Source organism: Streptacidiphilus sp. ASG 303 (genome assembly GCF_020991365.1).
GTDB lineage: Bacteria > Actinomycetota > Actinomycetes > Streptomycetales > Streptomycetaceae > Peterkaempfera.
Window position 1 is genome coordinate 49,317 of record NZ_JAJLRA010000001.1, and the last position, 22,182, is coordinate 71,498.

The window sequence follows — 22,182 nt, forward strand, 5'->3', positions numbered from 1 at the left end:
CGACGCGCCCAGCATCGTCAGGCCTGCGCGCCGGAGGCAACTTGCGTCGTTGGTGCGTCGTATGGTGGGGGCATGGATGCATCCGCAGGCGCCGGACTCACCACGGGCGCGGCCGCCCAGCAGCTGGGCGTGGCCCCGACGACGCTGCGCTCCTGGGACCGGCGCTACGGCCTCGGGCCCGCCGCGCGGGAGGGGGGCCACCACCGCCGGTGGACCGAGGAGGACATGGCACGCCTGCGGCGCATGTGCCGCCTGACCGCGTCCGGGGTGGCCCCCGCGGAGGCCGCCCGCCTGGTCCGCACGGGTCCGGCGGACGGGGCCCCCGGCGCACCCGCGGCCCCCGGGGCGGCGGAGGAGGCGGCCGGGCCTGCGGGGACCGCCGGGCGGGAGGGGCGGCGGCCGGGTCCGCCGCCCGGCCCCCGGCGGCCGGGCGGGCGCACCGCGCTGCCGCTGGGCGAGGCCCGCGAGGAGTGCCGGGGCCTCGCACGGGCCGCCGTCCGGCTGGACGGTCCGACGATCGACGAGATCCTGGACCTGACCGTGGCCGAGCAGGGCCTCGTCGCCGCCTGGGAGGACGTGGTCATGCCCGCGCTGCGGGCGGTGGGGCGCAAGTGGGCGCGGTCCGGCGAGCGGTTCGTGGAGGTGGAGCACCTGCTGTCGTGGCACGTCTCCTCGCTGCTGCGGCGCGTCGCCGCGGCGCCGTCCGGCCGCGTCCAGGGACCGCCCGTGCTGCTCGCCTGCACCCCCGGCGAGATGCACACGCTGCCGCTGGAGGCCGTCGCGGCGGGGCTCGCCGAGCGGGGGCTGCCGCTGCGCATGTTCGGCGCCTCCGTGCCGCCGGACGCGCTGGCGCACGCCGTGCAGCGGACCGGTCCGGTCGCGGTGGTGCTGTGGTCGCAGACGCGGCCCACGGCCGGCCTGGAGGTCGTCCGGGAGCTGCAGGGCGTCGCGTGGGGGGTGCGCGGGGCGCGGCGGAGCCCGGCGCTGGTGCTGGCGGGTCCGGGCTGGGCCGGGCGGCGGAGCCCCGCGCGGGCGTTCCGGCCGCGCGGGCTGCGGGAGGCCCTGGACCTGCTGGAGGCCCTCTGCGGGCACGCCGACCGCCTCTGACCGGCGGCGCAGCACCCGGCGGGCGCGGAGGCGGGCCGGTCCTCTCCACCGGTACCGGGCCGTGTCGTACTACCCTGGTGGCCCTGCCGGGTCGTACGCAGGGCCCGGTCCGTACCGCGGCTTCCCGACGGGGGCAGGCTGCTGTGGCATCTGGAGGTGTGCTGCATTGCAGCAGGCGTGGGAGGGCGATCTCGAGGTCGAGGCGCGGGCTCATGGCGCGTGCGCGCTGCTCGTGCTGCGGGGCGAGATCGACCACGACAACGTCGACGAACTGGAGGGCGCGCTGGACAGCGCGCTGCGCGACGGCGCCCGGTACGTCGTCCTCGACGTGAGCGGCGTGGGCTTCGGCGACTCCTCGATGGTCAACGCCCTGCTCGGGGCGTGGCGCTCCCTCTCGGCCCGCAGCGGCGGGGTGCGGCTGGTGGGCGTGAGCCCGGCCGTCGACCAGCTGCTGGCCACCCTCGGCATCCGCGACCGCCTGCCGCAGTACCCCACCGTCGACGACGCGCTGCGCGATGCGTGACGCCGCGGCGGGCCGGGACCGCGTCGGCACCCGCCACCGGTGGCACGTGCCCCGGGAGCGCGGTGCCCTCGCGGAGGCCCGCCGCAGGGTCCGGCAGGTGCTGGGCGGCTGGCAGTGCCCGCGGGAGCAGACGGACGCGGTGCTGCTGCTGGTCTCCGAACTGGTGACCAACGCCCACCGGCACGCCGGGGGCCCCGCCGAGCTGGAGGTGCGGGCGCTGCCCGGCGGGGTGCGGGTCGTCGTGGGCGACGGGAACGCCTCCGCGGTGCCGGCGCAGCGCGAGCCCGGCATAGGCGGCGGCTACGGGATGCACCTCGTGGAGCGGCTGGGCAGCCGGTGGGGCGTGGAGGTGCTGTCCGGCGGCAAGCGCATCTGGGTGGAGGTGCCCGGCTGACCGGGCGCCGGGCGGCCCCGCGGCGGAGGACGCCGGGGGGCGCGGCCGGGCCGGTCGGCGGCGGGAAGGTCAGCGGCGGGCCAGGACCTCGGGCAGCTGCCGGGCGACCTCGTCGCCGAGGCGTTCGATGTCGCGCCGCAGGAACGGCGCGGCGAGCCTGGCCAGACCCTTGAACCGCAGGTCGGCGCGGTAGGTGAGGGTGGTCGAGGAGCCGTCGGCGGCGGGCCGGAAGGTGAGGTCGTCGACCGAGGTCACGGTCTTGTTCTCGCCGACGAAGGTGAGCCGCTGCGCCTCCAGGCGGACCAGCCGGTAGGTGAGCTCGGTGGTGCGCCCGCGGAACCGGGAGACGTTGCGCCAGGTCGCCCCCTCCCGGACCTCCCCCTCGTCGAGCCGGGTGCAGGAGACGGTGCCGGGGTCCCACTCCTCGGTGCGGGAGAAGTCCTGGAGGTAGCGGACCACCTCCTCCACCGGACCGGCGACGGTGAGCGTCCTCTCCACGGCGACCATGGGCATCCTTCCGTACGCGTGTGCCTCCGCGGCCCCGGCGGCGCCGGAGGCGGGCGCAGGCGACCCTACCCCCCGTCAGTCCGCGCCACTCCCCCGCCCTTCCCCTCCCTCCCTTCCCCTCCCTCCCGTCCCCTCCCTCCCGTCCCCTCCCTCCCGTCCCCTCCCTCCCGTCCCCTCCCTCCCGTCCCCGGCGCCCGCCTCGCGCGCCCGTGCCCCGCGCCCGTCCCGGACGGCACCCGCGGCCCGGGCCCGGCCCGACCGGCCCGACCGGCCCGACCGGCCCGGCACGGTCCCGGTGGCACGGCCGGGCAGCGCGGTCACGGCGGTGCCGTCACGGCGGTGCGGTCCGGGCGGCGCAGTCCCGGTGGAGGAGGCGGCCGGGTGCCGCGAGGCTGGGGGCATGACGAAGAAGACGTGGGCGAAGGCCGTCATGTACTGCCGCAAGGGCGAGACGGTGGGGCCCGACGCGGCCGTCACCCACCTCGTGGGCGAGGCGTGGGTCGAGGGGCACTGGGTGCACTTCCGCCCCGAGGGCGGGGGACGCGAGATGTCGGTGGGGGCGCACGTGGTCCAGCGGATCGAGTGGCTGGACGGCGACGGCGGCCCGGGGTGAGGTGGCGGCGGGGCGGGGACCGGGTAGGAGCAGGGTCCGAGTCGAGGAGGGATCCCTTGCACACGACGACACGGCTGCTGCCCGCAGCGGCGGTCGCGGCCACGGCCGCGGCCGGCGCGGCCGCGACCACGCCGGACGACGCCTGGTACCGGCGCCTGGAGAAGCCGTCCTGGCAGCCGCCGCCGCAGGCGTTCGGCCTGGTCTGGACGCCGGTGTACACGCTGATCGCCTACTCGGCGTACCGCGTCCTGCCGCGTCTGGACGGGCCGGCCCGGCGCCGGTACGCGGCCGCGTTCGCCGGGAACATGCTGCTCAACGCGGGGTGGACGTGGGTGTTCTTCCGCGCCCGCCGGCCCCGCGCGGCGGTGGCCGAGATCGCGGCCCTCCAGGCGTCCAACGCCGACCTGCTGCGGCGCTCCTGGGCGGCCGACCGGCGGGCGGGCGCCGCCCTGCTGCCGTACGTGGCGTGGACCGGCTTCGCCACGGCGCTCAACACCGCGATCGCCCGGCGCAACCCGGGCGCGGACGGCCGGGGACGGCGCGGAGGTGCCCGGTGAGCGCCCGGTCGGGGGAGCCGCGGGAGCGCCGGCCGGAGTCGGTGTGGGACTACCCGCGCCCCCCGGCGGTCCGGCCCTCGCCCGAGCGGGTGACGGTGGAGTTCGCGGGTGTCACCGTGGCGGACACCCGCAGCGCCCTGCGGGTGCTGGAGACCAGCCATCCGCCTGTCTTCTACATCCCCCGGGAGGACGTGGCGGCGCAGCTGCTGCGCCCGTCGCGGCGGCGCAGCTGGTGCGAGTGGAAGGGTCAGGCCGTCTACTGGGACCTGGTCGCGGGCGGCGAGGAGTCCGCCGACGCGGCGTGGAGCTACCCCGCCCCCTCCCGCGGTTTCGAGGCGATCCGGGACCACCTGGCCTTCTACCCGTCACGGGTGGGCCGCTGCACGGTGGGCGGCGAGGAGGTCGTCCCCCAGGAGGGCGACTTCTACGGCGGCTGGATCACCTCCGAGGTCACCGGCCCCTTCAAGGGGGCGCCGGGCACCGCGGGCTGGTAGGCGGGGCCACACGGGCGGAACACGCGGGACGGGGGGCGTGCGCGCGGGCGTGTGCCGCGGGGTCAGGGCGCGGCGTCCCCGCGGCGCGCCTCCGCGTCGAGCAGCTCGGGCAGGTCGGCGAGGCGGTCCAGGCCGTGCACGGCCCGCGCGGTGCGGTGGTTGCGGGCCAGCCGCTCGCGGTGGCGGTGCAGGAACGCCCAGTACCCGGCGGTGTACGGGCAGGCCCGCTCGCCGGTGCGCTCCTGCGGCCGGTACGGGCACGGGCGGCACAGGTCGCTCATCCGGTTGATGTAGGCGCCGCCGGAGGTGTACGGCTTGGTCGTCATCAGGCCGCCGTCGGCGTACTGCGACATGCCGACGACGTTCGGCAGCATCACCCAGTCGTAGCCGTCGACGAAGCAGCGGTGGAACCAGTCGGTGACCGCGGCCGGGTCCCAGCCGCGCTGGAGGGCGAGGCTGCCGAGGACCATCAGCCGCGGGATGTGGTGGGTCCAGCCGGTGTCGCGGACCTGCGCGAGGACGGTGGACAGGCAGCGGGCCCCGACGGCGTCCGCGTCCAGGTCGAGGAACCACTGCGGGAGCGGCGCGCCGTGCCCCAGCTCGTTGCGGCCGCGGTAGTCCTCACCGAAGTGCCAGTACAGGTGCCAGACGTACTCGCGCCAGCCGGCGACCTGCCGGACGAAGCCCTCGACGCTGTTGAGCGGCGCGGTGCCGTCGTGCAGCGCCTGCTCGGCGCGGCCGACCACCTCGGCGGGGTGGAGCAGCCCGAGGTTGAGCGGCGCGGACAGCAGGCTGTGGCTCATCACGGGGTCGGCGGCCAGAACGGCGTCCTCCCAGCGGCCGAAGGAGGGCAGCCGGTGCTCGGCGAAGTGCTCCAGCGCGGCCAGCGCCTCGTCCCGGGTGGCGGCGAACCGGCGCGGTCCGTCGCGGCCGACGAAGCGGACCTCGCCCGCGCGCTCCCAGCGGTCCAGGTCGCGGCGGACCTCCTCGTCGACCGCGTCCTCGGCCGGCTCCCAGGGGGCGGGGACGCCGAGCACGGCGCGGCCGCGGGGCGGGGGCTCGCGGTTGTCGGCGTCGAGGTTCCAGCGGCCGCCGACCGGCCGGTCGGCGTCCATGAGCAGGTCGTGGGACTGCCGCACCCAGCGGTAGAAGTCCTCCAGCAGCAGGCGGCGGCCGCCCCGGTCCGCCCAGGCGGCGAAGTCGGCGTGCGGCACCAGGAAGCCCCGGTTGGGCAGGACGCGGACCTGGGGTAGGGACTCCACCAGGCCGAGCGCCCGGCGCGACGTGGGGTGGCAGACCGTCACCTCGGCGTCGCCGACGGCCTTGCGCAGCCCCTCGCGGTAGGTGTCGGCCTGCACGTAGCGGACCCGGTCGCCGAGTTCGGCGGCCCGGTGGCGCATGGCGGAGAGCACCAGGTGGGCCTTGGCCCGGTGGAAGCGGCGGCGCCGCAGGACGGAGAGGGCCTCGATCATGACGAGCGGCGCGTCCGGGTCCGGGCCCGCCCCGGAGCCGCCGGCCGCGGGGTCGGGGGCCGCGGCGAAGTGCGGCCCGAGCTGGTCGCCGAAGAGCCAGTGCGGGCGCTGGGCCACGGGGACCTCCACGGCCGGGGCGTCCTCTCCGCCGCGGGGGGAGGAGGAGGTGCGCATATGAGGACGGAACAACACCACTCTAGGGCCGGAAGGCCCTTCCGGCGGGGAACATGGCTTTCCCCGGGCGAGTGTGGGACGGTGGGGGGACACCAGCCTGGTTTGGCAGGTGCCCCGCGCCGCTCTGCGGTCGGCGTCCGTCGGTCGGCACGACCGGCCCGGTCGCGGTGCGGGTTCTTCGCTGGACCGCGTGCGGAAGACACCGCGCGCTTCGGCGGCGCCCCGACGGGTGCCGCTGTCGTGGCTCCGACCCCGAGAGGGGGACGGACATGCTCAACCTCACCGTGGTCATGGAACAGGACCGGGACGAGACCGTCATCGCCGTGCAGGGCGAGATCGACGTGGACACCCGGCCGACCCTCAGCCGTACCGCCGCGTCGCTGCCCGGCGGTGCGGCGGTCCGCCTCGACCTGTCCCGGGTCACCTTCATGGACGCCGCCGGACTGCACTTCATGCTCGACCTGCGCCGGCTGGTGGCCGGCTCCGACGGCCGGCTCGTGGTGGCCGGCGTGCACGACCAGCCCGCCCGCCTGCTGGACGTGGCGGGGGTCAGCGGACTGTTCCGCTTCTCGCCGGGGGCGGACGAGGCCCGCACGGCCGGACTCGCCTGCTGAGACGCCGGCTGCCCCCGCACCCAGGGGGCAGCCGGGCGGACGCCCGCGGGCGCCGACGGCGCCGGGTCCCGGAGCAGGTGCTCCGGGACCCGGCGCCGTCGTCCGTCCCCCGCCGGAGGCGGTCCCGGCACCGGCAGCGGAGGTCGTTCGTGGTCCGGGCCCCGTCCACCGCCCGGGAGCCGTCCGGGGGTACCCGCGGTCCGGGGCGGGGCGGGGCGGGCGGTGCGGCCGCCGGTGGAGCGGACCAGGGCGCCGTCGCCGTCACGGGTGCTCAGGACCGCGCGGGCGCCCCGTGCGCGGGCCGGGCACGGGCCGGACGCCCCGGTGCGTCAGGAGCCGGCCGGGGCCTCCGCCGGGGCCTCCAGGCGCCGGCGGGCCTCCCTCAGGTGCGGGCCCTCCCGGGTGGCCCGGGGCAGCGCGAGCAGGGCGGTGCGCAGCGCCCGGACCTGGGCCCGGGCCACGACGCCGGTGGCGCGCCAGCCGGGCAGCCCGTACATGCGGCGGGCCCAGTCGGGCAGCAGGGCGAAGGCGAGGCCGGTCAGGCCGGCCCAGGCGGGCCGGGCCGGGGTGGCGTACCGCACCCAGGCGGGGAAGGGCGGCGCCAGCGCGAACCGGGCCGCCTCGCGGGCCGCCGGGGTCAGCAGCAGGTCCCGGCGGACCTGCCGGAAGTACGCGTCCAGCTGCTCCGCGGTGCGCGGCAGCGGGTGGCGGGCGGGGACGCCGACCAGGCGGGCGACGCGCGCCTGCTCGCCGAGGTAGGCGTCCGCCTCGGCGTCGGTCAGGCGCAGGCCGGCGGACCGGCAGACCTCCAGGAAGGAGCCGACCTCGGTGCAGTGCACCCAGGTGAGCAGCTCCGGGTCGTCGGCCCGGTAGGGCAGCCCGGTGGCCGGGTCGGTGCCCCGCACGTGCCGGTGGACCTTCCGGACCCGGTCCACCGCCTCCCGCACCTCCTCGCCGGTGCCGTAGGTGACGGCGCCGATGAAGAAGGCCGTGCGGTAGAGCCGCCCCCAGGGGTCCTCCCGGTACGCCGAGTGCTCGGCGACACCCGCCATGGCCAGCGGGTGCAGGGCCTGGAGGAGCAGCGCCCGCAGCCCGGCGACGCCCATGACCGGGTCGGAGTGGACCCGCCAGCTGACCGATGCGGGGCCGAACAGGCCCTCGGGCGGGACGGTGTGCGGTGCGACGGGCTGCGGGCTCATGGCGCTCCTTCCCGGGGCGGGCGGCGGGGCCGCCGTGGGTGCCGGACCGCCGCGGCCGTGGGGCCGCGGCGGCTCCCTCCCATGATGCGCCGCCCTCAGTCCGCGGCGGGGGCGGGGGCGCCGTCGGATCCGGCGCGCCGCACCCGCAGGGCGCGGGCGAGGTCGTCGAGCTGGTCGGCGAGGCCGCGGCGCAGCGCCGGCACGGGGTCGGCCGTGCGCAGGCACTCCTCGCCCAGGCGCAGGGTCTCCGGCTCGACGGCGTGGGCGGGGAAGGCGTGGCGGGCGGCCGCTGCGGCGAGGGCGGCGCCGCGGCGGGCGGCGAGCGAGACGGCCGCCGGGTAGTAGCGGGGGACGAAGCCGCGCAGCAGGTCGTGCTGCTCGGGCTGCCAGAAGCCCTGGGCGGTGGCGTTGAAGAGGTAGTTGGACAGGGCGTCGTCCTCGAAGAGGGCGGCCCAGGCGGCCTCCTTGGCGGCGGGGTCGGGCAGGGCGGCGCGGCAGCGGGCGGCGCCCTCCTGCCCGGTGGCGCTGGGGTCGCGGGCGAGTTCGGCGTCGATGTCCGCGGGGCCGGCCGCGCCGAGGACGGCCAGGCGCAGCAGCAGGCGCCAGCGCAGGTCGGGATCGAGGTCCGGCCCGCCGGGGACGGCGCCGTCGGCGAGCCAGGCGCGGAGGTCGTCCGGCCCCGCGGTGGACAGGAGGGTGCGGGCGGCGGCGAGCCGCAGGCCGGGGTCGGGGGCGCGCAGCAGGTCGCGGGCGAGGGCGGCGAGGGCCGCGAGGGCGGCCGGGCGCCGCTCGGCGGGCAGGTAGCGGTCGGCGACGTGGAGGCGGGCGAAGCCGAGGACGCCCTGGACGACGGCGAGGTCCCGTTCCTGCGGGAGGTGGGCGGCGGCGGTCGCGAGGTAGTCGGCGGGGGCGAGGTCGCCGTCGCGGAGCATGTCGCGCAGGGTGTTCCAGACGACGGCGCGGGTGAGGCCGTCGGGGACGGCGGACAGCCCGCGCAGCACGGCCTCCAGGGAGGCCTCGTCGAGACGGAGCTTGGCATAGGTGAGGTCGAGGTCGTTGGGCACGACGAGGGCGGGCCGGGCGCCGGGGCGCGGGGAGGGTTCGGCCTGCGGGACGTCGGTCTCGTACCGCTCGCGCAGGACGAGGGTGCGGCCGTCGCCGGGGTCCCGGTCGTAGACGCCGACGGAGACGCGGTGCGGACGGCTGCCGTCGCGGCGGAGGGCGAGGGTCCACGCGTCGGGGTGCGCGTCGACGACGGCGGTGAGGGTGTCGACGCCGGTGGTGCGCAGCCACTGCCCCGCCCAGGCGTGGACGTCGCGGTCGGTGGCGCGGGCCAGGGAGTCGACGAAGTCGGCGAGGGTGGCGTTGCCGAAGCGGTGACGGGCGAAGTGGTCGTTGATGCCCGCGAGGAAGTCCTTCTCGCCGAGCCAGGACACCAGCTGGCGCAGCGCGGAGGCGCCCTTGGCGTAGGAGATGCCGTCGAAGTTGAGCAGGGCGGAGGCGGTGTCGGGGACGGCCTCGGGGTCGGGGGCGACGGGGTGGGTGGAGGGCCGCTGGTCGGCGTCGTAGCCCCAGCCCTTGCGGGTGACGGCGAACTCGGTCCACGCGCCGGTGAAGCCGGTGGCCTCGGAGAGGACCTGGTAGCCCATGTACTCGGCGAAGGACTCGTTGAGCCAGATGTCGTCCCACCAGCGCAGGGTGACGAGGTCGCCGAACCACATGTGGGCCATCTCGTGGGCGACGACCATGGCGCGGGTCTGCCGCTCGGTGGCGGTGACGGCGGAGCGGAAGACGAACTCGTCGCGGAAGGTGACCAGTCCCGGGTTCTCCATCGCCCCGGCGTTGAACTCGGGCACGAACGCCTGGTCGTAGGAGTCGAAGGGGTAGGGCTCGTCGAAGATCTCGGCGTAGCGGTCGAAGCAGCGGCGGGTGGTGTCGAGCAGTTCGTCCGCGTCGGCGTCGAGGTGGGGGGCGAGGCTGGCCCGGCAGTGCAGGCCGAAGGGCAGGCCCGCGTGCTCGGTGCGGACGGAGTGCCAGGGCCCGGCGGCGACGGCCAGCAGGTAGGTGCTGATCGGCGGGGTGGGGGCGATCCGCCAGCGGGCGGCCTCCCCTCCCGCGGGGTCCGCCTCCTCCGTGCGTGCGGCGACGCCGTTGCCGAGGACGGTCCAGGCGGACGGCGCGGTGACGGCGACCTCGAAGACGGCCTTGAGGTCGGGCTGGTCGAAGGCGGCGGCGACCCGCTGCACGTCCTCCATGAAGAGCTGGGTGTAGACGTACGCCTCGCCGTCCGCCGGGTCGGTGAAGCGGTGCATGCCCTCGCCGGTGCGGGAGTAGCGCATGTCGGCCTCGATCCGCAGACGGTGCTCGCCGGCGGTGAGGGCGAGCGGCAGGCGGTTGCCGTGCAGCGTCCCCGGGTCGAGCTCGCGGCCGTCGAGGACGGCGCGGTGCAGGGCGGCGGGCTTGAGCTCGACGAAGGTCTCGGCGGCCTCGCGCGCGGTGAAAGTGATCTCCGTGGTGGAGCCGAAGAGCTCGTCGCCACGGGTGAGGTCGAGGTCGACGGCGTAGTGGTGGACGTCGAGGAGGCGGACGCGGGTCTCGGCTTCGGTGCGGGTCAGGGCAGGCATGCGCGCCATGCTGCCGTACCGGGTCCGGTACGTGGACGGCGTTTCGCGGCAGGCGGACGGCCGGGGCGGGTGTCCGCCCCGGCCGCCTGCCTTCCCGGCCGCCCCCCTCCCGGCCGTCCCCCCTCCCGGCCGTCCCCGTCGCGGCCGACGCGTCGCGGCCGTCCTGCCGCAGCCGCCGTGGCGCGTCGCGGTGTCAGGCCGTCCCGCCGGTGAGGCGGGCCGCGGTCTCGTCCCGCAGGGCGTCGAGGTCGGCCCCCGCGTCGGTGAGGACGCGGCAGGCGAGGCCGCCGCCCTCGCGGAGCAGGCCGAGCAGGAGGTGGCCGGAGCCGATGTGTCCGCTCCTGAGGCGCTGCGCCTCGCGCAGGGAGAGCTCCAGCACCTTCTTGGACCGGTCCGAGAGGGGGAGGTGCCCCTTGGCCGCGGGACGGCCCGCGCGGGCCAGGGCCCCGGGGCCGAAGCTCGCCTCGGCGGCCCGCCGCACCTCGTCGAGGTCGATGCCCACGGTGGCGAGCGCCTGTGCGTCGAGGCCCGCGTCGAGGGCGGCGGTGATCCGGGGGCGCAGGCCGTCCGGGTCCAGGCCGCGGTCCCGCAGGGCGCGGCCGGTGCCGTCCTGTCCGGCCGCCAGGGCGAGCAGCAGGTGCTCGGTGCCGATGGAGGGGTGGTGCAGGCGCCGGGCCTCCTCCTGGGCCAGCCGGACGACCTCGCGCGCCTCTCCCGTGAACCGTTCGAACATCGCCTACCTCTCCCTGCCGAGGAGCCCCCGGCCGCCGCCGTGCTTCTTGTGGACCGCCTGCCTGCTGACACCGAGGCAGACGGCGATGTCCTGCCAGGACCACCCCTGCTCGCGGGCGTTGCCGACCTGGAGGGACTCCAGCCGGTCGGCCAGCTCGCGCAGGGCGCGCACCGCCCGCAGTCCCACCGCGGGGTCGCGGCTGCTCGCCTCCTGGGCGAGCCGTACTCCGTCGCTCATGCTGTCAATGTAGGTTGACAGAGGAAGGCTGTCAACCTTGGTTGACATGGCGGTCGGGTCCACGGCGCGCGGGCACGTCCGCACGGACCCGGCGCGCCGGGGGGGGACCGTTCCGAGCGGCCCGTCGGCGCGGGATCGGCGGCGCCGACGCCGGGCATGTCCGGCTCCGTGAGCGCCGGGGCGGCGGCGGGAGGACGGGACAACACCGGTGCGCCGACGGCGTTTCGGGGCGGTGAAGAAGTGTTTCGGGCCTGTTGACACCTGCGCGGGGAGGCATGGACGGCGGCATCGCGGGGAGCAGCACCTGCATGACGACGAAGGGCGGGGCAGTGGCGGAGCGTTTCACGGCGGACGGTTTCACGGCTCGGATTCCGGCGGCGGGGGGTCCGGTGGCGGATCGGGCGGGGGACTTCCGGGTGGGGGCGCGGCACCGGGCCGAGGTGCGGCGGGCGTACGCCTACGCGGCCCGCAGCCCGCGGCTGCCGTTCTTCCGGGGCGCGGCCGCCGCGTACCGGTGGGCGCTGGGCAGGGGCGGCTCGGCCCCGGCCGGGGACGCGCTCCGGGCGGCCGCCGCGGACCCGGTCGCGCTCGCGGCGGTGCTCGTCGCGGAGGAGCGGGCGGCCGCCCGCCGGACCGCCGACGCGGCGCCGTGGTCGGACACGGAGCGCGAGTACGCGCGCGGCGTCCACGACGCGCTGGCGTGGGTGTGCGGCGACGGCGGGACCGGCGTTCAGGACCCGGTCGGGACCGCCGCCGCGTGAGTCCTGGGCCGGGCCGGCACGCCGGCCCGGCCTGCGTCACGTCCGGCGTCGCACCCGGCGCCGTGACCGCGGGTCAGGCCGGCGTCCCAGGTGCGGCCCGCCGCGGGTTCGGCGCGCCCGTGACGCGCCGCGGGCCGCGCGGTGAAGCGGTGGACGGTGTCGTCCACCGCGAGTTCGAGCACGTAGGCAAAGCCGGAGCCCAGCACGGCCAGGGCCCGCAGGTACTCGTCCGCGTCCCTCAGCTCGCCCCGGACCGCGCAGAGGCCGACGCCGTCGAGCTGGACCCCGAGGTCGAGGGCGCGGGACAGCAGCCAGTAGGCGGCCAGGGCGGGTGACGCGGCCTCGGAGCGGGCCAGCAGGTACGGGCCGCCCCCGTCCCGCGTGGAGCGGGCGGTCTGCTCGCAGGTGAAGCGGGCGTCGCCGTCACACACAACACACCCCTTCCGCGGGTGCCGCCGGTGCCGCGCCCCGCGTGGGGATCACACCTTCTCCGGCCTGCTCCGTGCGTGTACGACCTGCCTGTGCGGCCGTCGGTTCTCCCATGGCGGCTGCCGCCTCCCCCTGCGCGGGACGTCCGAGGATCGTGTGGCGCTGCGAGGTCGAAGCGATACCCCCCGCTCCCCCGGCTCCCAGGGTGCCGTCTTGAGCATGCTCATGGCAAGGGACTGCGGCACACCCGCCCCGGTGCGCCGCAGTGCGCCCTCGCGCGCCCCCGAGCACCGCCGGCACCGCGCGCCCTTACCACAGCCGGCGCCGGCCGCACGGCCCCATCCCCCTCCTCCCGCCGTCCGGCCGGGAAGCTCACCCGCCGGGAGTACGGCGGTTCCTCCCCGCGGGCGAGCCGGGGAACCGCACACGGGTGGTTGCCTGGAGCGCACGTTCGCATCCCGGCCCCATCCCCGGAGGGACATCCGTGCCTGCACCCAAGCGTGCGCTCACCGCGGCGGCATCCGCCGCCCTGCTCCTGGGCCTGCTGCCCGCCACGGCCGTGGCAGCCGCCTCCTCCCCCGCACCCGCGCCCGTCGGCAGCACCGCCGGCGCCGCCGCGGGGGGCACCGCCGACCTCCAGCGCGTCCGCACCCGCGTCTCCCTGACGGGCACGCACACCTGGTACCGGCAGCTCTACCGCGGCCTGCCCGTCGTCGACGGCTTCCTCGTCCGGCACACCCCGAGGAACGGCAAGGCCGCCACGGTCGTCGACGGCCGCCGCCCGGTCCCGGCCGGCCTGGACGTCCGCCCGGCGGTGACCGCCGGCCGGGCCCGGACCGCCGGTCTGGCCGCCGCCGCCCGGCTCGCCGCGCAGGACGGCGCCCAGCGCGGCGCCCCGGGCAAGCGCCCGCTGCCCGGCGGCCCCGCCCCGCGGGTCAGCGGCGACGCCCGGCTCTCCGTGGTCGGAGGCGCGCACCCCCGGCTCGTCTGGCAGGTCGTCACCCGGACCGCGGGCGGCGGCAGCATACGCACCCTGGTGGACGCCCGCACGGGCTCCACCGTCGCGGTGACCCGGCTGTCGGACGGCTTCCGCGGCACCGGCCGCGTCTTCGACCCCAACCCCGTCGCGGCCCTCCGGGACCAGAGGCTGACCGACCGCGGGAACAAGGACTACCCGAGGCTCGCCGGGGCGTACCGCACGGTCGCCCTGGACGACCTGACGGACCGCCGGCTCCTCATCGGCCGCTGGGCGCAGGACACCAACGACGACGCGGTGTCGTCCGCCCGCCACCGCTTCCTGTTCCACCGCGACCGGCCCGGCTTCGAGCAGGTCTCCGCCTACTACGGCATCACGACGGCCCAGCGGTACCTCCGCAGCATCGGCTTCACCGACGCGAACGCCGAGCCGCAGCGGTTCGCCGCCGACGCCTTCGCCGACGACAACTCGTACTACGACCCGGAGACCGACACCATCTCCTTCGGCACCGGCGGGGTCGACGACGCGGAGGACCTGGAGGTGGTGTGGCACGAGTACGGCCACGCCGTCCAGGACGACCAGTCCCCCGGCTTCGGCGCCACCGAGGAGGCCGGCGCCATCGGCGAGGGCTTCGGCGACTACCTCGCCGTCACCCTGTCGGTCCCGCGCGGCAAGGGCTACGACCGGCCCTGCGTCGCCGACTGGGACGCCACGTCCTACACCGACGCCCCGCACTGCCTGCGGCGGACCGACACCGCCAAGACCGTCGCCGACAGGACCGGCGAGGTCCACGACGACGGCGAGATCTGGTCGGCGGCGCTCTGGGAGGTCAACCGGACCCTCGGCCGGGTCCAGGCGGACCGGGTCATCGTGGAGTCGCAGTTCTACTACCGCCCGGACACCACCTTCGCCCAGGCCGCGCAGAACGTGGTCGGCGCCGCCCGCGCACTGAACGGGAAGGCAGCGGCGGACCGGGTGGCGAGGATCTTCGCCAAGCGCGGCCTGCTCGGGAAGGCCTGACCTGCGGCGTGCGGCCCGGGCGCGTGCACCCGCGGCCGGGCCGCACGCCCGCCGCGCGCCCGCCTCGCCCCGGGCACCCGGGCCGCACGCCCGCACCGCAGCACGCCCACCCGCCGCGGCACACCCACCCGCGGCGGCACACCCCCGGCGGCGCGCCGCCGCCGTCAGGTGGCGCCGCTCCCCGCGGCGGGCGCGCCGCCGGGGGCGCCCGGGGCGGGCGGCACGCCGGGCCGTCCCGCCCGCAGCAGCGCGCGCCACTGCTCCGCGCTCCAGTCCGCCGGGGCGGTGGACGCGACGAACTCCTCCAGCAGCGCCGTGAACCGCGCCGGGTCGGTGCGGAACGGGAAGTGCCCGGCCCGCTCGAAGACCTCCAGCCGGCTGCCCGGCATCGCCGCGTGCGCCCGGTGCGCGTGCACCACCGGGACCACCCCGTCGCGCGCGCCCCAGACCAGCAGGGTCGGCATGCCCTCGGCGAGGTAGCAGCGGTCCAGCAGCGTGATCACCTGGCCGCGCCGGTCCACCACCCCGCGCAGGGTGCGGACGAAGGCGGCGCGGGCGGTGGCGTCCGGGAGCGCGTCGACCGCCCGCAGCAGGTCGGGCGCGTCCAGGCCGAGGCCGGTGCCCAGCAGCTGCAGCAGCCGCACCGCCAGCCGCACCTGGAGGCCCGCGCCGGGCAGCCGCAGGGCCGCCAGCGCCAGTTCGGCGCCGGGCAGGGTCGCGGCCCGGAGGACGGGGACGACCTCGCGTCCCACCCCGCCGGCGCCGACCAGCACCAGCCGCTCGGTCCGCTCGGGGAACTGGTAGGCGAACTGCATGGCGACCCCGCCGCCCAGCGAGTGCCCGACCAGGGTGGCCCGCTCGATGCCGAGCACCCCCAGCAGGTCCCGCATGCCGTTGGCGTAGGCGGCCACCGAGTAGTCGGCGCGGGGCTTGGCGGAGGCGCCGTGGCCCAGCAGGTCCGGGGCGACCACCGTGTGGTTGCGGGCCAGGGCGGGGATCACCTCGGACCAGGTGGCCGAGGAGTCGCCGATGCCGTGGACCAGCAGCAGCGCCGGCCCCTCCCCCGCCATGCGGAAGGCCCGCCGGTGGCCGTGCACCGTGCAGTACCGCAGGGCGAGGTCGCCGTCGGCCACCGGCCGCAGCCGGGCGGCCGGGGCGGTGCGTGCCGCGGAGGAGCGCATGGGCCTCACCTCCCGCCTCGTCGCGGCGCGGCGCGCCCGCCGCGCGCGTCCTCCTCCGACGGTAGGACGGCGGGTGCGGCGGCGCGTTTCGGGGAGGTTGCGGGCACGGTACGCCCCGCTCCCGGGGGTGGCGCGGCCGCCGGACGGGGGCATGATGGGAGGCGTGGCGGCGAACCCGGTCATCCTGACCGTCGACGACGACCCGGCCGTGTCCCGCGCGGTCGCCCGGGACGTGCGGCGCCGGTACGGCGAGCGCTACCGCGTGGTCCGTGCCGCCTCCCCGGAGGACGCGCTGGACGCAGTGCGGGAGCTCAAGCTGCGGGGCGAGCGCCTGGCGCTGGTCCTCGCCGACTACCGGATGCCGCGGATGGACGGCATCGCGCTCCTCGAAGCCGTGATGGACCTCTTCCCGCTGGCCAGGCGGGTGCTGCTGACCGCGTACGCGGACACCGGGGCCGCCATCGAGGCGATCAACGTGGTCGACCTCGACCACTACCTCCTCAAGCCCTGGAGCCCGCCGGAGGAGAACCTCTACCCCGTGGTCGACGGCCTGCTGGAGGCGTGGCTCGCCACGCCGGACCCGGCGGCCTCCGAGACCCGGGTGGTGGGGCACCGCTGGTCGGCGCCGTCGTTCGCGGTCCGGGACTTCCTCACCCGCAACCTCGTGCCCTACCGGTGGCTGCCCGCCGACGAGCCCGAGGGCGGGCGGCTGCTCGCCGCAGCGGGCCTGACCCCGCAGGACGTGCCGCTGGTGGTGACCGCCGACGGGAAGTCCCTGGTGGCGCCCGACGAGGCGGCGCTGGCCGCACACGTGGGCCTGAGCACCAGCCCAGCGGCGGACTTCTACGACCTGGTCGTGGTGGGCGCCGGTCCGGCCGGGCTCGGGGCGGCGGTGTACGGCGCGTCCGAGGGCCTGCGGACGGTGCTGCTGGAGCGGCAGGCCGCAGGCGGGCAGGCCGGGCAGAGCAGCCGCATCGAGAACTACCTGGGCTTCCCCGACGGCGTCTCCGGGGCGCAGCTGACCGACCGGGCCCGCCGCCAGGCGCTGCGCTTCGGGGCGGAGATCCTCTCCACCCGGGAGGTGACGGGGCTGGAGGCGGCCGGGTCGGGCCGGGTGCTGCGCTTCGGCGACGGCAGCACGATCACGGCGCACGCGGTGGTGCTGGCCACGGGCGTCTCCTACCGCAGGCTGGACGCGCCGGGGCTGGCGGACTTCGCGGGCGCGGGCCTCTTCTACGGCTCGGCGACGACGGAGGCGATGAACTGCCGCGACGAGGAGGTGTACATCGTCGGCGGCGCCAACTCCGCGGGCCAGGCGGCCGTGCACTTCTCGCACTACGCCCGGCAGGTGCACCTGCTGGTCCGCGGCCCGGACCTGCGCCGCTCCATGTCGCACTACCTGGTGCAGCAGATCGAGGGCATCGGGAACGTCGCGGTCCACCCGTACACGGAGGTGGCGGGCGGGGAGGGCGACGGGCACCTGGAGCGGCTGGTGCTGCGCGACACCCGGTCCGGCGGCGAGCGGACCGTCGAGGCGGCGTCGCTCTTCGTCTTCATCGGCGCGGAGCCGCGCACGGAGTGGCTGGCGGACGTGGTGGAGCGCGACCCGCGCGGGTTCGTCCTCACCGGGCCGGACCTGCTCTCCGGCGGCCGGCGCCCGGCGGGGTGGACGCTGCACCGCGCCCCGTACCACCTGGAGTCGAGCGTGCCGGGCGTCTTCGCGGCGGGGGACGTGCGGGCGGACTCGGTGAAGCGGGTCGCGTCCGCCGTGGGCGAGGGCGCGATGGCGGTCTCGCTGGTGCACCGGTACCTGGAGGCGCAGTGAACGGACCCGGCCCGGACACCCCCGGCCCGGACACCGCCGGGGCGCACACCGCAGGGGCGGACACCGCCGGGGCGGGCGCCCCCGGCACCGGCGCGGCACCCGCCGGGGAGCGGCTGACCCCGGACGGGCTGCGGACGCTCTTCCTCTTCAAGGCCCTGGACCGGGACAAGCTGGAGTGGCTGGCGGAGCGCGGCCGGGTGGAGCACCGGCCCGCCGGGAGCGCGGTCTTCGCCGAGGGCGAGCCCGCCACCTGCTTCTTCGTGATGCTCCGGGGCGCGGTGGCGCTGAGCCGCCGCCTGCACGGCGACGACATCGAGATCTCCCGCACCGACCACCGCGGCGTCTACGCGGGCGCCGTCCAGTCCTACCTGGGGGACAGGGTCGAGCAGGTGTACCAGCACAGCCTGCGGGCGCTGGTCGACACCGACTTCTTCGTGCTGCCCGCGGACGAGTTCGCCACCGCCGTCCGCACCTGGTTCCCCATGGCGCTGCACCTGCTGGAGGGGCTCTTCTTCGGCGCCCGCGCCAGCAGCGTCCTCCTCGGGGAGCGGGAGCGGCTGATCGCGCTCGGCTCCCTGTCGGCGGGCCTGACCCACGAGCTGAACAACCCCGCCGCGGCCGCCGTGCGGGCCACCGCGGCGCTGCGGGAGCGGGTCGCCGGGATGCGGCACAAGCTCGCGATGATCGCCGACGGCCGGCTGGACGGCAGCCGCCTGCGCGCCCTGGTGGAGTTGCAGGACGCGGCGGTGGAGCGGGCCGCCGACGCGCCGCAGCTGGCCGCCCTGGCCGCGGCCGACGCCGAGGACGGCCTCGCCGACTGGCTGGACGAGCACGGCGTGCAGGGGGCCTGGGACCTCTCCCCCACCCTGGTCTCCGGCGGCATCGACGCCCGCTGGCTGGCGGCCGTCGGCGAGGCGGTGGGCGCGGAGAACCTGGACGCGGCGGTGCGCTGGATCGCGTACAGCGTCGACACCGAGCTGCTCATGGGCGAGATCGACGACGCCGTCGGGCGCGTCTCCGACCTCGTGGGGGCCGCGCGGCAGTACGCGCAGCTGGACCGGGCCCCGCAGCAGACCGTCGACGTGCACGAGCTGCTGGACGCGACCCTGGTGATGCTGCAGGCCAAGGTCCCGCCGGGGGTGCGGCTGGTGAAGGAGTACGACCGGGGGCTGCCCCGCATCCCGGCGTTCGCAGCCGAGCTCAACCAGGTGTGGACCAACCTCCTCGACAACGCGCTCGGCGCCATGGACGGCAGCGGCACCCTGACCGTGCGGACCCGCGGCGACGGGCGGCACCTGCTGGTCGAGGTCGGCGACACCGGGCACGGCATCCCGCCGGAGGTGCGGCCGCGGATCTTCGAGCCGTTCTTCACGACCAAGCCGGTGGGCGAGGGCACCGGCCTGGGACTCGACATCTCGTACCGGATCGTGGTGAACCGGCACCGCGGCGACATCCGCGTGGAGTCGCGGCCGGGCGACACCCGCTTCGTGGTCTGCCTGCCGCTCACCGGCCCGGAGGAGGAGGGCCCGGACGAGGGGGCCGCGGACCGGGTTGCATCCGCGGAGGGCGGGCAGTAGCCCGTCATGGGTGGCGGATTGACGGCGTGGCTGGGCGCCGGCGCGATCGGTTCCGTGGTGGTGACGCGGCTGCTGTTCCGGGCGTCGCAGCTGGTGCGCGAGGGCGCGCGGCGGTGGCGTGAACCGGAGGACGCGGCGCGGGCGCGGGCGGAGGCCCGCAGGAGGCAGCGGGCCCGTGCGGCGCGCTTCGAGGACGTGCTGCGGACGCCGCCGCGCGAGCTGGCGGCGCAGCCGTCGGTGGCGGCGGCGGAGCGGCTGGTCGCGGAGCGCGCCGAGGTGCTGCTGCCGCTCTACACGGGGTAGTTCCGGGCAGGGCGGCGCCGTGTCCCGCGCGGCACGACCGCGGCCCGGGACCGCGGGCCCGCCGCCCGTCGGGGCGGCTGCTGCGGTCCGCCGGTCCCGGGCCTGCGGCTGCGGTGTCCCGGCCGGGGGCCGGTGGCGGCGCGGTCACGGCCGCCGGGACCGGCGCGGGACGTGGCACCGCGGTCGCGGTGCGGCGGCGGTACCGCCGTGGTGCGGCCGCCGTACCGCCGTGGTGCGGCGGCCGTACCGGCGTGGAGCCCGATGCTGCGGACGGGCCGGAGGGGGCCCGCCCCGGGCCCGCGGTGCCAGGGGCGCCGGGGGCGCCGGGGGTGTCCGCGGCCCGGCCTACGGCCAGGAGGAGTCGGCGCGGTCGCGGGCGGCCACCGGGCGCCGGCGCGTCCCGGGACGCAGCCGGCGCACCCCGACCGCACGGACGGCCCCGCCGCCGGGCGCACCCGCCGGGCGCAGCCGGGTCGCCTCGGGCGGCGGGGCCGTCCGCACGGCTCCGGCCGGGTCCCCGGCTGCGGGGGCGGGGGCGGGGGCGGGGGGTGCGTCCGTGCCGGTACGCGCGAGGGCGTCGGACATGCGGCGGTGCTGTTCGAGGTCGCGCCAGAGGCCGGGGGTGCGGGACCGCTGCGCCCGGGCGGCCCAGACGGCCGCGCCCACCGCGGCGATGACGGGGATGAGCAGCCAGAGGAGGGCGTCCACGGCACCTGCTCCGTTCCACGGTCGGGGGCGGTCCGGCCGCGGTCGCGGCCGTGGGCCGCGCCCGGCGGGGCCCGGCCCACGGCTCGCATGCCCGGTTCGGCGCGGCTCAGCAGCCGCCGTCCGGGTGACGGTCGGCGCACGGCCCGGCGGGGAGGCCGGCGCCGCGCGAGCGGCGGAGGTGGTCGACGGCGGCGGGCAGGGCGGGGGCCACGGGGAAGACGTGCTGCATCCGGGTGATCTCCAGCATCCTCGTCACCGACGGGGCGGGGGCGGCGAGCACCAGCCCGCCCCCGGCGTTCACGAGGGTGTGGCGGACGCGCAGCAGCGCGGCGAGTCCGTAGGAGTCGACGAACCGCACCCCGGACATCTCCAGCACCAGCCAGCGGGCGCCCCCGTCGGCCTCGGCCTGCACCCTGCGGGCGAGTTCGTCGGCGCTGTCGCCGTCGAGGGCCCCCGCGGCGCTCAGCACCACCTCGTCGGCCGCGGCCTCCACGCGCGGCAGCGGGAGGAGGCTCAGGGCGTCCGGGAACCAGGAATCGTGATCGTTCACGGCTGCGCTTCTGCTCCCGTCGCGGACGGTGAAACGGCGGCGGACCCGGTGTCACCGCAGATACGTTTCCTCGCTCGGCACTCCCTCCGCAGCCCGAACGGACGGGCGAACGGAGCGGCGAACCGGGCCGCGGTCGGGGCCGGCCCGCGGGCACCCCCGGGCCGAACCGGCCCCGGTCCGGTCCGGGCCCGGGCCGGGCCGCCGGGGTCAGGCCGCCGCCAGGTCCGCCAGCACCTCCCTGGCCGCCCGCGCCCCGGACGCCAGCGCGCCCTGGACGGAGCCCGTGGCCCGGTGGTCGCCGCACACGTACCGGCCCGGCGCGAACCGCGTGGTCCGGGTGAGCGGCCACGGCGGGGCCATCGCCGGGAGCGCCTCGGCCACCGGGTACTCGGCGACCGGCTCCCAGGCGGCGGTGTCGGTCCCGTACAGGTCGGCCAGCCGCCGCCGGACCTCGGCCTCGCGGCCCCCGCCGCCCAGCACCGAGGTGGACACCAGGGCCCGGCCGGCCGGGGCGAGGCCGCGGCAGACCTCGCTCAGCACCACCGTGTTGAGCACCCCGCCCTCGGTGTCCACGAGCAGCGTGGGCTCGGCGAGCGGCGCGGTCGGGGCCGCGTGGTAGTAGGTGGTCACCGCCCGGGTGTCCGGGACGGCGAGCCCGGGCAGCAGGACGGCGGCCGCCGCCGGGCCGGTGGCCACGACCACGGCGCGGGCCGCCTGCTCGCGGCCGCCGCTGAGCAGGGCGCCCTCCCCGGTCAGCCCCTCGACGGGCTGCTCCAGCCGGACGGTGCCCCGGGGCAGGGCTTCGGCGAGGGCGGCGGGCGCCGCGCCGATGCCCGCCGCGGGCAGGCACAGGGTGCCGCGCAGCATGGAGCGCCAGACCAGGTGGAAGAACCGGCCGGAGGTCTCCAGGCGGTCCTCCAGGAACACCCCGGAGAGGAAGGGCCGGAAGAAGGTCTCCACCAGGGCCTCGGAGACCCCCGCCCGGGCCAGGGCCTCCCGGGTGGTGACGTCCGCCGACCGGCGCAGCACCGCGGGCGGCAGCAGCATGTCGCGGCCGCTGAGGACGGCGAGCGCGGCCAGGTCCCGCGGCGAGGCGAGGCGGCCCGACACCAGGTCGGCGGAGTCGCGGGGCCTGCGGGTGGGGTCGGTGAAGCGCAGCCTGCCGCGCGGGGTGTGCAGCAGCGCGCCCGGCGTGAAGGGGTGCAGCCGCAGGGACCGCAGGTCGAACCGGCGCCGCACCTGGGGGTAGGAGGTGTTGAAGACCTGGAAGCCGCGGTCCAGCCGGAACCCGTCGCGGACGTCGGTGCGCATGCGCCCGCCGACCCCGTCGGACGCCTCCGCCACCCGCACCTTCAGGCCGGCGGCCGCCAGGTCGGCGGCGCAGGCGAGGCCTGCCATGCCGGCGCCCACCACCAGCACGTCGATCGGGTCGTTGTCCGCCGCCGCCATCGTGGTCTCCGTCCGCCGGGTCCGTCGCAGTGCTGCCGCCACGGTAGGGGGCGCGGCCGCCGTGGCCGAGGCGACGCGCGGCGGCACGGGCCCGCGGCCGTCCGGGCCCGGGGGCCGGACCGGCCGTCCGGGCCCGGGCCGTCCCGGGCCGGGCC

At 77.7% G+C, this 22,182-nt stretch carries 23 protein-coding genes; 12 read left to right on the forward strand and 11 right to left on the reverse strand.

Annotated features, from left to right (window positions below):
• The first annotated feature begins 72 nt into the window (after window positions 1-72).
• The 3 genes from LO771_RS00230 to LO771_RS00240 all read left to right on the forward strand — a co-directional run bounded on the left by LO771_RS00230 (window position 73) and on the right by LO771_RS00240 (window position 2,024).
• Window positions 73-1,107: a MerR family transcriptional regulator gene (locus LO771_RS00230; RefSeq protein WP_230647035.1), complete on the forward strand. Its 1,035-nt coding sequence runs from the start codon at window positions 73-75 to the stop codon at window positions 1,105-1,107.
• Between the two features lie 166 nt (window positions 1,108-1,273).
• The gene (locus LO771_RS00235) at window positions 1,274-1,630 is read left to right on the forward strand and encodes an STAS domain-containing protein (protein WP_230647037.1); all 357 of its coding nucleotides are present in this window, start codon (window positions 1,274-1,276) and stop codon (window positions 1,628-1,630) included.
• Window positions 1,623-2,024: an ATP-binding protein gene (locus LO771_RS00240; RefSeq protein ID WP_230647039.1), complete on the forward strand. Its 402-nt coding sequence runs from the start codon at window positions 1,623-1,625 to the stop codon at window positions 2,022-2,024. The genes LO771_RS00235 and LO771_RS00240 overlap by 8 nt, the downstream gene beginning before the upstream one ends.
• A gap of 69 nt (window positions 2,025-2,093) precedes the next feature.
• On the opposite strand, the gene LO771_RS00245 is transcribed toward LO771_RS00240, so the two are convergent.
• Window positions 2,094-2,531, reverse strand: a complete 438-nt coding sequence (locus tag LO771_RS00245; RefSeq protein ID WP_230647041.1) for an SRPBCC family protein — start codon at window positions 2,529-2,531, stop codon at window positions 2,094-2,096.
• Between the two features lie 400 nt (window positions 2,532-2,931).
• Here LO771_RS00245 and LO771_RS00250 point away from each other — a divergent pair, with 400 nt between their 5' ends.
• The 3 genes from LO771_RS00250 to LO771_RS00260 are packed head-to-tail and all read left to right on the forward strand — an operon-like array spanning window position 2,932 to window position 4,195.
• Window positions 2,932-3,144: a hypothetical protein gene (locus LO771_RS00250; protein WP_230647043.1), complete on the forward strand. Its 213-nt coding sequence runs from the start codon at window positions 2,932-2,934 to the stop codon at window positions 3,142-3,144.
• Window positions 3,145-3,200: 56 nt separating this feature from the next.
• A complete protein-coding gene (locus LO771_RS00255) occupies window positions 3,201-3,701 on the forward strand; it encodes a TspO/MBR family protein (RefSeq protein ID WP_230647904.1) in 501 nt (166 codons plus the stop codon).
• A complete protein-coding gene (locus LO771_RS00260) occupies window positions 3,698-4,195 on the forward strand; it encodes a DUF427 domain-containing protein (RefSeq protein ID WP_230647045.1) in 498 nt (165 codons plus the stop codon). Before LO771_RS00255 ends, LO771_RS00260 begins: the two co-directional genes overlap by 4 nt.
• A 62-nt stretch (window positions 4,196-4,257) precedes the next feature.
• Here the strand turns inward: LO771_RS00260 and LO771_RS00265 are convergent, their stop codons facing one another.
• Window positions 4,258-5,784, reverse strand: a complete 1,527-nt coding sequence (locus LO771_RS00265; protein ID WP_230647905.1) for a cryptochrome/photolyase family protein — start codon at window positions 5,782-5,784, stop codon at window positions 4,258-4,260.
• Window positions 5,785-6,110: 326 nt separating this feature from the next.
• Between LO771_RS00265 and LO771_RS00270 the strand changes: the two genes are divergently transcribed.
• A complete protein-coding gene (locus tag LO771_RS00270) occupies window positions 6,111-6,455 on the forward strand; it encodes an STAS domain-containing protein (RefSeq protein WP_230647047.1) in 345 nt (114 codons plus the stop codon).
• A gap of 329 nt (window positions 6,456-6,784) precedes the next feature.
• Here the strand turns inward: LO771_RS00270 and LO771_RS00275 are convergent, their stop codons facing one another.
• The 4 genes from LO771_RS00275 to LO771_RS00290 all read right to left on the reverse strand — a co-directional run bounded on the left by LO771_RS00275 (window position 6,785) and on the right by LO771_RS00290 (window position 11,248).
• Window positions 6,785-7,654, reverse strand: coding sequence for an oxygenase MpaB family protein (locus tag LO771_RS00275; RefSeq protein ID WP_230647049.1), 870 nt, complete (start codon window positions 7,652-7,654; stop codon window positions 6,785-6,787).
• A gap of 95 nt (window positions 7,655-7,749) precedes the next feature.
• Window positions 7,750-10,287 (reverse strand): aminopeptidase N, encoded by a 2,538-nt coding sequence (gene pepN, locus LO771_RS00280; protein WP_230647051.1) that lies wholly within the window; start codon window positions 10,285-10,287, stop codon window positions 7,750-7,752.
• A gap of 184 nt (window positions 10,288-10,471) precedes the next feature.
• Window positions 10,472-11,011: a Clp protease N-terminal domain-containing protein gene (locus tag LO771_RS00285; protein WP_230647053.1), complete on the reverse strand. Its 540-nt coding sequence runs from the start codon at window positions 11,009-11,011 to the stop codon at window positions 10,472-10,474.
• 3 nt (window positions 11,012-11,014) lie between these two features.
• A complete protein-coding gene (locus LO771_RS00290; RefSeq protein WP_230647055.1) occupies window positions 11,015-11,248 on the reverse strand; it encodes an RNA polymerase subunit sigma-70 in 234 nt (77 codons plus the stop codon).
• A gap of 389 nt (window positions 11,249-11,637) precedes the next feature.
• Here LO771_RS00290 and LO771_RS00295 point away from each other — a divergent pair, with 389 nt between their 5' ends.
• The gene (locus tag LO771_RS00295; protein ID WP_230647057.1) at window positions 11,638-12,009 is read left to right on the forward strand and encodes a hypothetical protein; all 372 of its coding nucleotides are present in this window, start codon (window positions 11,638-11,640) and stop codon (window positions 12,007-12,009) included.
• Here LO771_RS00295 and LO771_RS00300 read toward each other — a convergent pair.
• Window positions 11,979-12,440: a hypothetical protein gene (locus LO771_RS00300; protein WP_230647059.1), complete on the reverse strand. Its 462-nt coding sequence runs from the start codon at window positions 12,438-12,440 to the stop codon at window positions 11,979-11,981. The two genes, LO771_RS00295 and LO771_RS00300, sit on opposite strands and share 31 nt — an antisense overlap.
• A 482-nt stretch (window positions 12,441-12,922) precedes the next feature.
• Here LO771_RS00300 and LO771_RS00305 point away from each other — a divergent pair, with 482 nt between their 5' ends.
• The gene (locus LO771_RS00305) at window positions 12,923-14,434 is read left to right on the forward strand and encodes a M36 family metallopeptidase (protein WP_230647061.1); all 1,512 of its coding nucleotides are present in this window, start codon (window positions 12,923-12,925) and stop codon (window positions 14,432-14,434) included.
• Between the two features lie 164 nt (window positions 14,435-14,598).
• Here LO771_RS00305 and LO771_RS00310 read toward each other — a convergent pair whose 3' ends face one another.
• Window positions 14,599-15,615, reverse strand: a complete 1,017-nt coding sequence (locus tag LO771_RS00310) for an alpha/beta fold hydrolase (RefSeq protein WP_230647063.1) — start codon at window positions 15,613-15,615, stop codon at window positions 14,599-14,601.
• A gap of 154 nt (window positions 15,616-15,769) precedes the next feature.
• On the opposite strand from LO771_RS00310, the gene LO771_RS00315 reads away from it, so the two are divergent.
• The 3 genes from LO771_RS00315 to LO771_RS00325 all read left to right on the forward strand — a co-directional run bounded on the left by LO771_RS00315 (window position 15,770) and on the right by LO771_RS00325 (window position 19,320).
• Window positions 15,770-17,440, forward strand: coding sequence for an FAD-dependent oxidoreductase (locus LO771_RS00315; protein WP_230647906.1), 1,671 nt, complete (start codon window positions 15,770-15,772; stop codon window positions 17,438-17,440).
• 113 nt (window positions 17,441-17,553) lie between these two features.
• The gene (locus tag LO771_RS00320) at window positions 17,554-19,017 is read left to right on the forward strand and encodes an ATP-binding protein (RefSeq protein WP_230647907.1); all 1,464 of its coding nucleotides are present in this window, start codon (window positions 17,554-17,556) and stop codon (window positions 19,015-19,017) included.
• 6 nt (window positions 19,018-19,023) lie between these two features.
• Complete coding sequence (locus tag LO771_RS00325) at window positions 19,024-19,320, forward strand: hypothetical protein (protein ID WP_230647066.1); 297 nt, start codon at window positions 19,024-19,026, stop codon at window positions 19,318-19,320.
• Window positions 19,321-19,665: 345 nt separating this feature from the next.
• On the opposite strand, the gene LO771_RS00330 is transcribed toward LO771_RS00325, so the two are convergent.
• From LO771_RS00330 to LO771_RS00340, 3 genes are all read right to left on the reverse strand, one after another.
• On the reverse strand, window positions 19,666-20,028 hold the full coding sequence (locus tag LO771_RS00330) for a hypothetical protein (RefSeq protein ID WP_230647069.1): 363 nt from the start codon (window positions 20,026-20,028) through the stop codon (window positions 19,666-19,668).
• Between the two features lie 106 nt (window positions 20,029-20,134).
• A complete protein-coding gene (locus tag LO771_RS00335; protein WP_230647072.1) occupies window positions 20,135-20,578 on the reverse strand; it encodes an STAS domain-containing protein in 444 nt (147 codons plus the stop codon).
• A gap of 207 nt (window positions 20,579-20,785) precedes the next feature.
• Entirely contained in the window at window positions 20,786-22,027 is a 1,242-nt protein-coding gene (locus LO771_RS00340; protein ID WP_230647074.1) for an FAD-dependent oxidoreductase, read from the reverse strand.
• Between the last annotated feature and the right edge of the window lie 155 nt (window positions 22,028-22,182).